Annotated in this window: 4 protein-coding genes; 3 read left to right on the top strand and 1 reads right to left on the bottom strand. The window is 63.9% G+C overall.

The window, feature by feature from the left end; translation table 11 throughout:
- Positions 1–11 precede the first annotated feature (11 nt).
- The gene (locus BT204_RS25200) at positions 12–1,823 is read right to left on the bottom strand and encodes a monovalent cation:proton antiporter-2 (CPA2) family protein (RefSeq protein ID WP_054897037.1); all 1,812 of its coding nucleotides are present in this window, start codon (positions 1,821–1,823) and stop codon (positions 12–14) included.
- 427 nt (positions 1,824–2,250) lie between these two features.
- Here BT204_RS25200 and BT204_RS25195 point away from each other — a divergent pair, with 427 nt between their 5' ends.
- The 3 genes from BT204_RS25195 to BT204_RS25185 all read left to right on the top strand — a co-directional run bounded on the left by BT204_RS25195 (position 2,251) and on the right by BT204_RS25185 (position 14,514).
- Entirely contained in the window at positions 2,251–13,638 is an 11,388-nt protein-coding gene (locus BT204_RS25195; RefSeq protein WP_072448641.1) for an autotransporter-associated beta strand repeat-containing protein, read from the top strand.
- A 212-nt stretch (positions 13,639–13,850) separates the two neighbouring features.
- Positions 13,851–14,216: a type II toxin-antitoxin system RelE/ParE family toxin gene (locus BT204_RS25190; RefSeq protein WP_034127312.1), complete on the top strand. Its 366-nt coding sequence runs from the start codon at positions 13,851–13,853 to the stop codon at positions 14,214–14,216.
- Complete coding sequence (locus BT204_RS25185) at positions 14,209–14,514, top strand: XRE family transcriptional regulator (RefSeq protein ID WP_057977105.1); 306 nt, start codon at positions 14,209–14,211, stop codon at positions 14,512–14,514. Before BT204_RS25190 ends, BT204_RS25185 begins: the two co-directional genes overlap by 8 nt.
- Positions 14,515–14,522: the final 8 nt, after the last annotated feature.

The raw sequence follows: 14,522 nt of genomic DNA, 5'->3' as shown, positions 1-14,522 counted from the left end.
CATCCAGCCCATCACAGCTTGTCGGAGGATTCCTCGTCAAGCCTGTCCATTTCAAACAAGCGCGCCAGTTCCGCACGGGCTTCCTGGGCAGTTTGCATGACCTTGGCCGCGTCGTCGTATACCGCGTGTTGGGCGGCGAGTACCTGCTGGTCGTGGGTCTTGAAGCGGTTGATGCGCGCATCGGCCTGGGCCTGGCTCAAACCGAGGCCGACCAGGGTACGGCGGCTCATTTCCAGGCTGGAGTAGAAGGTTTCGCGCACCGGTGAAGCGTCCAGGTCCACCAGGCGGTGTACGTGCTGGCGGTTACGCGCACGGGCGATGATCTTCATGTGCGGGTAGAGGTTGCGCACCAGCTCGGCGGTCTTGATGTTGATCTCCGGGTCGTCCATGGCGATCACGAAGAACTCCGCTTGATCGACTTTGGCGGCGTGGAGGATTTCCGGGCGTTGGGGGTCGCCGTAGAACACCGGCATGCCGCCGAAACTGCGGGTCAGCTCGATGGTTTCCACCGAGGTGTCGAGGGCGATGAACGAGATGTTCTGCGCGCGCAGGATTCGCGCCACGATCTGGCCCATCCGGCCCATGCCGGCGATGACCACGCGAGGCGCATCGCTTTCGATGGCGCGGTATTCCTCGGGCACTTCCACCGGCTTGGCCTTGGGTTTGAACAGCTTCGGGCACACCAGCAACAGCAGCGGAGTCACGGCCATGGACAGGGTGATGGTGAGCACCAGCACGTCGTACAGCTGCGGTTCGAACAGGCCCTGGTCGCGACCGATCTTGAACACCACGAAGGCGAACTCACCCCCCGCCGCCAGCACCACGCCCAGGCGCAGGGCACTTTCGCGATTGAGGTCGCCCACCATCCGCCCGACGGCGTACAGCAGCGGCAGCTTCAAGCCGATCAGCAGCAGGGTCAGGCCGATCACCACCAGTGGCGTGCTGAGCAGCAAACTGAGGTTGGCGCCCATGCCCACGCTAATGAAAAACAGCCCCAGCAGCAGGCCCTTGAATGGCTCGATCTGGGATTCCAGTTCGTGGCGGTATTCCGAATCCGCCAGCAGCAGGCCGGCGAGGAAGGCCCCCAGGGCCATGGACACGCCCACCAACTCCATCAGCCAGGCGGTGCCGATCACCACCAGCAGCGCGGTGGCGGTGGACACTTCGCGCAGGCCGGTCTTGGCCACAATGCGAAACACCGGGCGCAACAGGTAGCGCCCGCCGATGATCACCACCGCGATGCTGCCGAGGATCTGCAACACATGTTGCAGGCCCTGGGCTTCGGTGGTCGGATGATCGCTGCCGGCCAGCAACGGCACCATGGCGATCAGCGGGATGGCGGCGATGTCCTGGAACAACAGGATGGCAAAGGCCAGACGCCCGTGGGGTTGGTTGAGCTCCTTGCGTTCGGCCAGGCTTTGCAGGCCAAACGCCGTAGACGACAGCGCCAGGCCCAGGCCCAGCACGATGGCGCTGTTCCACGACTGGCCAAACAGCCATAGCGCGACCGCGCCCATCACCACACCGGTGAGCAGGACCTGGGCCAGACCGACGCCGAACACCGCCTTGCGCATCACCCACAAGCGTTTGGGCGACAGCTCCAGGCCGATGATGAACAGCAACAGCACCACGCCCAGTTCAGAGAACTGCGCCACGCTTTGCGGGTTGCCGATCAGGCCGAGAACCGACGGGCCGATGATCACACCGGCAAACAGATAGCCCAGCACCGCGCCCAATTCCAGGCGCTTGGCCAGGGGCACGGCCAGCACGGCGGCGAACAGGAACACCACGGCTGCTTGTAACAGGTTGCCTTCATGGGGCATCACGAACTCCATCGTTTACGTAGATCAACTCGGGGGGCCATTGTGGCGAGGGAGCTTGCTCCCGCTGGGCTGCGAAGCGGCCCCAAAAAACTGCGGGCGCTGCGCACCCGAGCGGGAGCAATCTCTGGCCACAAAATATTCCACAGCAGGGGAAATAGAGCGCTATTAGAGCGCTTTTTCACATTTTGAAACTTGTATTTTTGTCGCGACAGTCAATGGATGTTGGCCCTCATCCCATTCTTACGCCGGTTTTACGAAAGTATTAATACCATTTAATTCAATGGCTTTCGCGCGGGTCTACTAACGTTTCGAAAAACTGGATCAGTAGTCACCACGGTCAGGTGTTTCGAATTCGATGCGTGTGGATCGTTGAAACAAGGCGTGCACGCAGTCACGGATGAAAGGCTTGGACCACAAGGAGTAGAACGTGGATAGAAGACTTGCGACTGCCGCTTTACCTCGTGTTTCTGCACTTTCTCTCGCGATTCGCCTCGGAGTGGCCGGGCTGGTGATGGGCCTGGCAAGCCCGGATGTGTTTGCCGCCTGTAGCCCGGCAAGCCCTACGGTCGGCGCGACGGTGACCTGTACGGGCGTGCCGTCATTGCCATTGTTCCTCAACACTTTCAGCAGCGCGGTCAATAACCTGACGGTCAACGTCAATGCCGGGGCGCAACTCAACGCAACGCTGGGCGGCAAAGCACTGACCCTGACCGGCAACAACGCCACGTTGAACAACTCCGGCACCATTGACCCGGCACTCCTCGGATTGGTTTCAGTGTTGAGCGGTGGTGTGGTGATCGGCAACACGGCAGCCAGCGTGTTGAACATCACCAACAGTGCCACCGGCATCATGCGCGGTACTGGCGCGTTGCTGGGGCTGAACCTGGCCTCGTTGGATGGCATGGCCCTCAACGCCACCAACGGCGCAGGCGGCACCACCACGATCGTCAACAACGGCGTCATTGGTTCTTCCTCCTTGCTCGGCCTGTCGCTGTTCACGTCCGATACCCCGGTGGTAGCCGTGCAGGGTGGCGGGCAGGTCAATATGACCAACAACGGCGCCCTGACCGGGCGCGTGGCGTTCGAGAGCTCCACTACAGGGAACACGTTCCGCAACACCGGCACTATCTCTGGCGGCGTGTCGATGGGGACCGCCAGTACCAACACGTTTACAGCGGTCACGGGGTCGCAGGTGACCAGTGGCGGCGGCCTCGGCTTAAGCCTGGGCGGACTGATCGGCGTGAACCTGACGTTCGCGCCCACCGGCCAGGTGGACGGCGGCGCAGGCGGCAGCAACTCGCTGATCCTTGAAAACACGACGGGTGTCGGTGGTGGCAGTACGGGCACCGGCACGGCTTCAAGCGCCAACTATGTCAACTTCAACAACCTGGCCATCAACAGTGGCACCTGGACGTTGCAGGGGCCGTTGGTCAGCGGCAGCACTACGCTCAATGGGGGTGTGGCGCAATTCAATAACAACGCGACATTTGGCAGCGGTGTGCTCACGTCTAACGGCGGTGCTATCGAGGCCACTGGCAACGGCTTGACGCTGGCTAACCTGATGACCCTCGGAACCGGTGGACTGACGGTGCAGGGGGCTGCTACCGGGCTGACCTTGAGCGGCCTGATCTCGGGCAATACTGGCTTGAACAAAGCCGGGACCGGCGAATTGATCCTCAGCGGCGCCAACACCTTCCAGGGTGGTACTACCTTGAGCGCCGGCACGCTCACGCTGGGCAATGCCACCGCGCTAGGCACCGGTGCCTTGACCGTGGCGGGTGCAGGTACTTTGCAAAGCAATGCTGCGCTGACAACCAGCAATGCGATTACCTTGAACGCGAATCTGACCGTAGACGGCGTGAACCCGCTGACCCTTGGCGGGGTTGTCAGCGGTGGTTCCGGGTTGATCAAGGAGGGCGTATCGAGCCTGGCGCTTACGGGCAACAATACTTACACCGGCGCCACGGCCCTCAACGCCGGTTCGCTGGTGGTTGGCTCCAATACTGCGCTCGGCGCCAGTGTGTTGAACGCCTCGGCGGGTACCACGCTGGATGCCAGTGCAGCAGTGAGCCTGGGCAATAACCTCAACCTGGGCGGTAACCTGACCCTTGGCGGCAGCAACGCGCTGACCCTTGGCGGTGTGGTGGCGGGCCTTGGTGGGTTGATCAAGAACGGCCCGGCGGATCTGATCCTCAATCAAGCGAACACTTACCTGGGCAACACTGCGCTGAACAGCGGTAAGCTGGTAGTTGGCGCCAGTGGTGCCTTGGGCGCGGGTACGTTGAATGCAGCCGGGGGCACGACCCTGGACGCCAGTACCAGTACGACGCTGGCCAACGCGATCAACCTGGCCGGTAACCTTGGAATCGGTGGCAGCGCCAACCTGACCCTGGGCGGCACGGTCAACGGTGCAGGCAGCCTGACCAAAGACGGCGCGGCCGGCCTGACACTCAGCGGCAGCAATAATTTCCTGGGCGGCACTACTCTGAATGCGGGCAGCCTGACCGTCGGCAGCAATACGGCGCTTGGCCTGGGCAACTTGACCGTCGGCGGCGCCGCAACCCTGGACAGCAACTCGGCGGTGGCGCTGGGCAATGGCATTGTCCTCAACGCCGGGCTGACCGTCGGCGGCACCAATGGGCTGACCCTGGGCGGTGTGGTCAGCGGTGCGGGGGCGCTGATCAAGGATGGCCTGGCCAACCTGACCCTTGACGGCACCAACACGTTCACCGGTGGCACCAGCCTCAACGCCGGTACGTTGACTTTGGGCACGGCAGGCGCATTGGGCGCAGGCCCCTTGACGGTCGGCGGTGCGGCAACCCTGGATAACAGCGCGGCTTTGACTCTGGGCAGCGGGGTTGCGCTCAATGGTGACCTGACGCTCGCGGGCAACAATGATCTGAACCTCAGCGGCGTGATCAGCGGCGCCAGTGCGCTGATAAAAAATGGCTTGGCTGACCTGACCTTGAGCGGCAACAACACCTTTACCGGGCCATTGAATATTGTCTCCGGCAGCGTCACCACCGGCAGCACCGGTGCATTGGGCAACACCTCTGGCGTCAATGTCAGCACCGGCGCCGCACTGAACCTGGGCGTCGATTCCAGCCTGGCCGGCCTCAGCGGTGCGGGTGGCGTGGCAGTCGGCGGTGGTTTGGAACTCACCGTGGGTGGCGTGAACACCAGCAGTACTTTTGACGGAGACCTGAGCGGTGCGGGCAGCTTGATCAAGGTGGGTACCGGCACGCTCACGCTCAACGGAATCAATGGCATCACCGGTAACACGGCGATCAACGCGGGCACTCTGGATGTCGATGGTTCCCTGGGCAGCGCGTCGGTCAACGTGAATACCGGCGGCACCCTCACCGGCAGTGGCTCGCTATTGGGTACGGCGAATATCAACAACGGCGGGCACCTGGCGCTGGGCAGTGGCACGACCTTGTCGGCTGGCGGCCTGAACATGAGTGCCGGGGCCAGTCTGGATGTGGCGCTTGGCGCACCGTCGCTGACCTCGCTGATGAATGTCGGTGGCAACGTGAATCTGGCCGGCGACCTTAATGTGAGCGATGCCGGTGGCTTTGGCGCCGGCGTGTATCGCTTGATCAACTACACCGGCGGCTTGACCGGCGCATTGAACGTCAACACGGTGCCGCTGGGTTATGGCCTGGGTGATCTGCTGGTACAGACCTCAGTGGGCAGCCAGGTCAACCTGGTGGTAGCGGCGCCGAATATTCGTTTCTGGGACGGCAGCAACACCCTTGCCAACGGCACTGTCGACGGTGGCAACGGCACCTGGACAGCGGGGGGCACCAACTGGACCTCGGCCGACGGCCTTTCCAACCAGACCTGGGGCGGTGGCTTTGCGGTGTTCCAAGGTGCTGCGGGGACTGTCAGCGTGAATGGCGTACAAACCATCACCGGTCTGCAATTCGTCACCGATGGCTACAGCCTGGTCAATGGCACCGGTGGGCAGTTGAGCACCGGCAGCGGCAACTTCGCCGTGCGCGTCGACCCACTGGCGACTGCCACCCTCGGCGTCGATATCACCGGCGCGGGCGTTCTGAACAAACTCGATACCGGCACGCTGGTGCTCAATGGCGCCAACAGCTACACCGGTGGCACCTTGCTCAATGGCGGTACCTTGGTGGTCGGCAGCAACACCGCGCTGGGTACTGGCGCCCTGACTGCTGCGGCGGGCACCACACTGGACAGCAACGCCTCCGTAACCCTGGGCAATGATGCGGTACTCAGCGGCAGCCTGACGGTCGGCGGCAGCAACGCATTGGCGCTCAATGGCGCCATCAGTGGCATCGGTGGTCTGGTGAAGAACGGCACGGCAGACCTGACACTCGGCGGCACCAATACCTTCCTGGGCCCTGTGGCCTTGAACGCAGGCGGGCTGATCCTGGCCAGCAATACGGCGCTGGGCGCGGGCGTGTTGAACGCCGCCGGCGGCACAACATTGGACGCCAGCACGGCGGTTACCACCACTAACGCGATCAATCTGGCTGGCAACCTGGGCATCGGCGGCACCGCTGACCTGACGCTCGGCGGCGCAATCAACGGTGCGGGCAGCCTGACCAAGGAGGGCACGGCCAATCTGATCCTCAGCGGCGCCAACGCCTACCTGGGTGGCACCACCCTGAACGCCGGTACGCTGACCTTGGGCAGCGCCACCGCCCTTGGTCTGGGCAACCTCACCGTTGGCGGCGCGGCGACCCTGGATAACACGGCAGCGCTGAGTGTGGGCAATGGCGTCGTGCTTGACGCCAACCTCGCCGTCACCGGCAGCAATGACCTGACCCTGGGTGGCCTGGTCACCGGCACGGCTGGCCTGAGCAAAGACGGCGCGGCCAACCTGACCCTCAATGGCGTCAACACCTTCCAGGGCGGCACCACCCTCAACGCCGGCACGCTGACCCTGGGCACGGCAGCGGCCCTGGGTACCGGCGCCTTGAACGTAAACGGCGCGGCCACGCTGGCTAACAGCACGCCGCTGGTATTGGCCAATGCGGTCAACCTCAACGCTGGGCTGACCGTGGGTGCTCTCAACAATAACCTGACCCTGGCCGGCGTGCTGGCCGGCAGCGGTAGCCTGGTCAAAACCGGCACGGCGGATGTGAGCCTGACCGGCACTAACACCTTCAACGGCCTGTTCGATGTGCAATCGGGCAGCCTCACCACGCTGGGCAACGGAGCACTGGGTGTCGGCGCCGGGGTCAACCTGGCGAGCGGTACGTCCTTGAACCTGGGCGGCAGCGCCAGCCTGGGCGCCCTCACGGGTACCGGGCTTGCCACAGTAGGGGCCGGCAGCACCTTGAGCGTCGGCAACAATAACCTCGACAGCACTTTCGACGGCGTCGTGGCAGGCCTCGGCAACCTGACCAAAGACGGCACAGGCGCCTTGACCCTCGGTGGTCTCAGCGTGGTGACCGGGGATGCCCAGGTCAACGCCGGCAGCTTGCTCGTCAATGGCTCACTGGCCAGCGCCAACGTGGCGGTGGGCAGTGGTGCCACCCTCGGTGGTACCGGTACTTTGTTGGGCAACGTGAGCATCGCCGACGGCGGCCACCTGGCCGTCAATTCCGGCGCGACCCTCACCACCGGTTCGCTGCTGCTCAATGCCAACTCCAATCTGGATGCGGGCCTCGGCGCGCCCGCCACGGGCGGCACCGCGCTGGTGCAGGTCAACGGCAACCTGACTCTGGACGGCACCCTCAACGTCACGGATATCGGCGGCTTCGGTGCGGGTATCTACCGCCTGATCGACTACACCGGCGGCCTGACCAACAACGGCCTGCTGCTGGGCAGCCTGCCGGTGAACATCCCGGCCAGCGACCTGGACCTGCAAACCGCTATCGGTAACCAGGTCAACCTGCTGGTCAACGGCAGCACCAACGTGCAGTTCTGGGACGGCAGCCAAACCACGGGCAATGGCACCATCGAAGGCGGCAGCGGCACCTGGAGTGCAGGCGCCAGCCAATGGACCGGCGTCAACGGCGCATTCAATACAGCCTGGACCCCGAACAGCTTTGCCGTGTTCCAAGGCACGGCGGGCACTGTCACGGTTGACGGCGCGCAAGCAATCACTGGGTTGCAGTTCGTCACGGATGGCTACAACCTGGCGGGCGGCACGGCGGGGGCCTTGACCCTCTTCAATGGCACCGGTGGCAACACCGCTGTGCGTGTCGATCCTGGCGTCACCGCCACCCTGGGCGTCGCGCTCAACGGCGGTGGCACCCTGGCCAAGCTCGACACCGGCACCCTGGTGCTCAACGGCGCCAATAGCTACACCGGCGGCACCGCACTCAATGGCGGCACGCTGGTGGTCGGCAATGACAGTGCCCTGGGCAGCGGCGTATTGACCACCGCCAATGGCACCACTTTGGACAGCAACGCTGTGGTCAACCTGGCCAACAATGTGGACGTCAACGGTACGTTGACCGTCGGCGGCAGCAATGCCCTGACCCTGGCCGGCACCGTGGCGGGCACGGGCAGCCTGATCAAAAATGGCATCGCCAACCTGACCCTCAGTGGCAACAACACCTATGCCGGCCCAACCGCACTCAACGCAGGCGGCCTGATCCTGGCCTCCAACACGGCCCTGGGCAGTGGCGCCCTGAACGCGGCCGCCGGCACCACCCTCGACAGCAGCACGGCGGTCGCCCTGGCCAATACGGTCAATCTGGCCGGCAACCTGGGCATTCTAGGCACCGCCGACCTGAGCCTGAACGGCCTGGTCAGCGGTACCGGTGGGCTGACCAAAACCGGCGCGGGCGACCTCACGCTCAACGGCGCCAATGCCTACTTGGGCGGCACGCAGTTGAATGCCGGCTCCCTGACCCTGGGCAATGCGTCGGCCCTGGGCAGTGGTGCCTTGGCGGTCAATGGGGCAACCACCCTGGACAGCAACACGGCGTTGGCCCTGGCCAATAACACCAGCCTGAATGCCGCGCTCACCGTCGGCGGCAGCAACGACCTGAGCCTCAACGGCGTGGTGGACGGCAGTGGTTCGTTGACCAAGGCCGGTGGCGCCAACCTGACCCTGAACGGCGCCAATACCTACAGCGGCGGCACGGCACTCAATGCCGGTACGCTGACCCTCGGCAGCACCACGGCCCTGGGCTCGGGCGCGCTGACCGTCGGCGGTGCGGCGACCCTGGCCAATAGCACGCCGCTGGTGCTGGCCAATGCGGTCAACCTCAATGGCGACCTCAGCGTCGCTGGCAGCAACAACCTGACCCTGGCCGGCGTACTCGCTGGCAATGCAGCGCTGATCAAGAATGGCGCGGCGGACCTGCTGCTGACTGGCAACAACAGCTTCAGCGGCCCACTGACCGTGGCGGCCGGCAGCGTGACCACGGCGGGTAATGGTGCGCTGGGAACCACCTCCGGCGTCACTGTCGGCAGCGGCGCGAGCCTCAACCTGGGTGGCAATGCCAACCTCAACAGCCTGGCTGGCACCGGCACGGTGCAGGTGGCGGGCGGCGCTACGCTGGCGGTGGGAGGCAGCAACCTCGATAACAGCTTTGGCGGCGCGCTCAACGGTGCCGGAAACCTGGATAAAAACGGCAGCGGGGTGCTCAACCTGAGCGGCACCAATGCCCTCAGCGGCGCGGCCAACGTCAACGGCGGTACCTTGAATGTCACAGGTTCCCTGGCCAGCGGCACGGTGGCGGTGAACAGCGGCGCAACCCTGGCCGGCAGCGGTTCATTGGCCGGCGCGGTGTCCGTGGCCGACGGTGGGCACATCGGCCTGGCCTCCGGCAGCACACTGTCGGTGGGCTCGTTGGTGCTGGGTGGCAACTCGAACCTGGATGTTGGCCTCGGCACCCCGGTGCTGGGCGGCGGCACAGGCCTGCTGAATGTCGGCGGCGACCTGACTCTGGACGGTAACCTCAATGTCACCGATATCGGCGGCTTTGGCAGCGGCGTCTACAACCTCATCAACTACACCGGGGCCTTGACCGATAACGGCCTGGCGCTCGGCACACTGCCAGGCAGTGTGGTACCGGGTGATCTGCAAGTGCAGACCGCGATCACCAGCAAGGTCAACCTGCTGGTGACTGCACCCAACACCACCGTGCAGTTCTGGGATGGCAACAGCCTGATCGGCAACGGTGCGATTGACGGCGGCAACGGCACCTGGAACGCCGGCAATACCAACTGGACCAATGTCGACGGCACCCTCAACCAGGGCTGGGTCAACAGCTTCGCGGTGTTCCAAGGCGCGGCGGGCAACGTGACGGTGGACGGCACGCAGAACATCACCGGCATGCAGTTCGTCACTGATGGCTACACCCTGGGCTCCGGCACGGCGGGCGTGCTCAACCTGGTCAATGGCGGCACCGGCAACACCGCGGTGCGCGTCGACCCCAATGCCACCGCGACCCTGGGCGTGACCCTCAATGGCGCTGGCACCCTGGCCAAGCTCGACAGTGGCACCCTGGTACTCAACGGCAATAATGGCTACACCGGCGGTACCGCGCTGAATGGCGGCACCCTGGTGGTGGGCAACAACAGTGCCCTCGGCACAGGCGCTCTGACGGCGGCCGGCGGCACCACCCTGGACAGCAACGCGGCGGTCAGCCTGGCCAATGCGGCTGTACTCAACGGTGCCTTGGCGGTGGCAGGCAGCAACGCGCTGACCCTCAACGGTGGCATCAGCGGCAGCGGCAGCCTGGTGAAAAACGGTGCGGCAGCGCTGACGCTCAATGGCGTCAACAGCTACAGCGGCGGCACTGGCCTGAACGCCGGTCAATTGATCCTTGGCAATAATGCTGCCCTGGGCAGTGGTGCCTTGACGGTCGGCGGCGCGGCGCAACTGGATGGCAGCACCGACCTGCAACTGGCCAATACCCTCAACCTGGGTGGCCCGCTGACCCTGGCCGGCAGCCACGACCTGGCCCTCAATGGCGTGGTCAGCGGCACTGGCAGCCTGGTGAAAAACGGCAGCGGCGCCTTGTTGCTGACAGGTGCCAACACCTACAGCGGCGGTACCACGCTCAACGGCGGCAGCACCACGGGCAACACCACCAGCCTGCAAGGCGCCATCGCCAACAACGCGGCGTTGACCTTCGAGCAAGCCATTGACGGCACCTACACCGGCAACCTTACCGGCGCTGGTGTACTGAACAAAACCGGCACCGGAGCGTTGCTGCTGACTGGCAACAACACCTTTACCGGTACTACCAACGTCAACACCGGCAGCCTGCTGGTCAACGGCACCTTGAACAGCGCCGCAGTGCAAGTCGCCAGCGGCGCGACCCTCGGCGGCAGCGGGACTCTGGGCGGTGCGGTGAACATGGCAGACGGCTCGGTGCTCCAGGCCGGCGCCGCGACGCCGCTGTCGGTGGGTTCGCTGGCCTTGTCATCGGGCACCACCCTGGACTTCGCCCTCGGCGCACCGGGTGCTTCCAGTACGGCGGTGAACGTGGCGGGCAACCTGACCCTGGACGGCACTCTCAACGTCAGCGATACCGGCGGCTTCGGCGTCGGCGTGTACCAACTGTTCCGCTACGGCGGCAGCTTGACCGATAACGGCCTCACCTTTGGCACCTTGCCGGTGGCACTGGGCAACCTGAGCCTGCAAACGGCGCTGGCCAACCAGCTCAACCTGGTGGTGCAAACCGCGCCAGGGCAGATCCAGTTCTGGAACGGCGGCACCACCAACCCCGATGGCACCATTACCGGTGGCAGTGGCACCTGGGGCCCGGGCACCAACTGGACCGACCCGACCGGCACCCAGGGGCAGGCGTCCACCAACCAGTTCGCGGTATTTGGCGGGCAGGGCGGCACCGTGACCGTGGTCGGCAACCAAGGCTTCACCGGCCTGCAAGTGCTGGACGCCGGCTACGTGCTGACGGCCGGCGAAGGCGGCAGCTTGAGCCCGACCAACGCGGCGGATGGCAGCCTGGCGGCGGTGCGAGTCAATTCCGGCGTGACTACCCAGATTGATGCACCGCTGGTGGGAACCGGCGGCATCAACAAGCTGGATGCGGGCACCTTGCTGCTGACTGGCGCCAATACCTACACCGGCGGCACTACCGTCAGTGGCGGTACGCTGGCGGGCACCACCACCAGCCTGCGTGGCAGGATCCTCAACAACGCGCGGTTGTTGTTTACCCAGCGCACCAATGGCCAGTTCAGCGGCACCTTGAGCGGCACCGGTGCGCTGATCAAGCAAGGCGCAGGCGCGCTGTTGCTGACCGGCAACCAGCCGTTCAGCGGCACCGTGGCGGTGGAAGAGGGCGTGTTGCAAGTGGGCAACGCGGCCAACCCAGGCGCCGTGATTGGCGGCCAAGTCAATGTGGCCAACGGTGCGGGGCTGACCGGTAACGGCAGTGTCGGTTCGCTGGTCAACAACGGCTCGGTGACACCCGACAGCGGCAAACTGACCGTGGCCGGCAACTTTACCAACGCCAGCACCGGTGCGCTGAACCTGGTGATCACCCCATCCACCACCGGCTCCCTGGCCGTGGGCGGTACCGCCAACCTGGGCGGCACCTTGAATGTGGTCAACCTGGCACCCTATGCCGGCGCCACCACCTACACCCTGCTGACGGCGGGCGCAGTCAACGGTACCTTTGCCACCACCAATCTGGAGAACTTGGCGTTCCTCACTTCCGCGTTGAACTACAGCCCAACCCAAGTGGCCCTGGCGGTCAGCCGCAACGACGTCAGTTACGCCAGTGTGGCGGCCACTGGTAACCAGCGCGGCGTGGCGGCGGCGTTGGGCACAGGCACCGGAGTCGGTGGCGCAGCGGTGCAAAACGCCCTGCTTAATGGTGATGTGGCAGCGGCACGCGCGGCCTTCGACAGCTTGTCCGGCGAAATCCACGCCAGCACCGCCAGCGCCATGCTTGAAGACTCGCGTTACGTGCGTGATGCGGTCAACGAGCGCCTGCGCCAACCCGGTTGCTACCGCGAGGACGACCCGCGCAATGCCCTGGCACCCAGCGAAAACCACCTGAGCAGCGCCGGTTGTCACGGTGAGATGGTCGGCTGGATGCGCGTGCTCGGCACCTGGGGCCATATGGGCGGTGACAGCAACAGCGCCAAGCTGGACCGCAACCTCAGCGGCTTCCTGCTCGGCACCGACAAGCAAGTGGACGACGCCTGGCGCGTCGGTGTGGCCGCCGGCTACACCCGCAGCGACCTGGACGCCAAGCGCCGCAATTCCAGCGCCGATGTGGACAGCTACCACCTGATGGCCTACACCGCCTACCAGCAGGAAGCCTTCGTCGCACGCATGGGCGTGGCGTACAGCTGGCATGACGTCGAAAGCAAACGCAACGTGGCCGTCGGTGGCGAGGGCCAACGCCTCAAAGCCGATTACAAGGCACGCAGTGCGCAGGTGTTCGGTGAAGTCGGCTACACCATCCAAACCCCTAGCGTGGCCCTGGAACCGTTCGCCGGCCTGGCCTACGTCAACTACGACAGCGACACCATCAAGGAAAAAGGCGGTTCGGCAGCCCTGCGTGGCGATGCCGACCAGGACATCACCTACTCGACCCTGGGCGTGCGCATTGGCCAGACCATCACCCTGGGCAACGGCTCGAAAATCACCCCACGGGGCAGCATCGGCTGGCGCCATGCCTTCGGTGATACCAAGCCCGACGCCGACCTGAGCTTTATCAATGGCGGTGGCTCGTTCAGCACCCAAGGCGTGCCGATTGCCAAGGACAGTGCAGTGGTGGAAGCGGGGCTGGATTACCAGATCAGCCAGAACGGCAGACTGGGCCTGGGCTATTCGGGCCAACTCTCGCGTAACGACAAGGACCACGCAGTGACTGTGAGTTTCTCCCTCGGTTTTTGATCACGGCCGAGTTTTTTGAACCGCCCGAAAGGGCGGTTTTTTTTGGAAGATTTTTTGAAGAAGTACGTTGGTTCATGAAAGCAGGGCATTTATTGCTCACCGGGCAGCCTGAAGGATGTGAATACAATTTTTTCCGGAACACGGCTGGCGACCAACCGACGCCGGCCTAAAGTTATGCACTTGAGTTTATATTCCTTGGGTGGCATATTTGCATGGTCTGGGACATTGAATACACGGATGAATTCGAAGAGTGGTGGGATGGCTTGGATGCAAAGGAGCAATCGTCGGTGGCTGCCAGTGTTGATTTGCTGGGGCTGTTCGGGCCTGGGCTGCGCTTTCCCCATAGCAGCGATATCAAGGGTGCTCGGCACGGCAACCTGCGAGAGTTGCGGGTACAGCATGCAGGGCGACCTTACAGGGTGTTGTATGCCTTCGATTTTCGGCGCTGTGCAGTGTTGCTGATAGGTGGCGATAAAACCGCACAGCACCGTTGGTACCACGAGTACGTACCCTTGGCAGAGAAGCTGTACGACGTACATTTAGACTCATTGCGTAAAGAGGGCCGTGACCATGGCTAAGAAATTCGCGGAACTGAAAGCTCGCATGACACCTGAGGCGCACGCCGATGCCGAGCAGATATTTCAGCAACACTTGAAAGAAATGCCGCTGCATGAGTTGCGCAAAGCCCAGCAACTGAGCCAGGCAAGCCTGGCAAAGGCATTGAATATCAACCAGGCAGCGGTTTCGAAGATGGAGCGTCGTACTGATATGTACATCAGCACGTTGCGTGACTACATACGTGCGATGGGGGGCGAGCTGGAAATCATCGCCACTTTTCCGGATGGCCAGGTCAAAATTGACAACTTTGCCTGTTGAAGTAGCTG

Source organism: Pseudomonas sp. NFPP02, from assembly GCF_900119355.1.
GTDB lineage: Bacteria > Pseudomonadota > Gammaproteobacteria > Pseudomonadales > Pseudomonadaceae > Aquipseudomonas > Aquipseudomonas paracarnis.
The sequence above is the reverse complement of the archived record's forward strand: the minus strand, read 5'-3'. Positions and strand labels throughout refer to the sequence as shown.

Coding starts and splice junctions, on each gene's coding strand:
- BT204_RS25200 (WP_054897037.1), bottom strand. CDS start 1,823: ATGCCCCATGAAGGCAACCTGTTACAAGCAGCCGTGGTGTTCCTGTTC.
- BT204_RS25190 (WP_034127312.1), top strand. CDS start 13,851: ATGGTCTGGGACATTGAATACACGGATGAATTCGAAGAGTGGTGGGAT.
- BT204_RS25185 (WP_057977105.1), top strand. CDS start 14,209: ATGGCTAAGAAATTCGCGGAACTGAAAGCTCGCATGACACCTGAGGCG.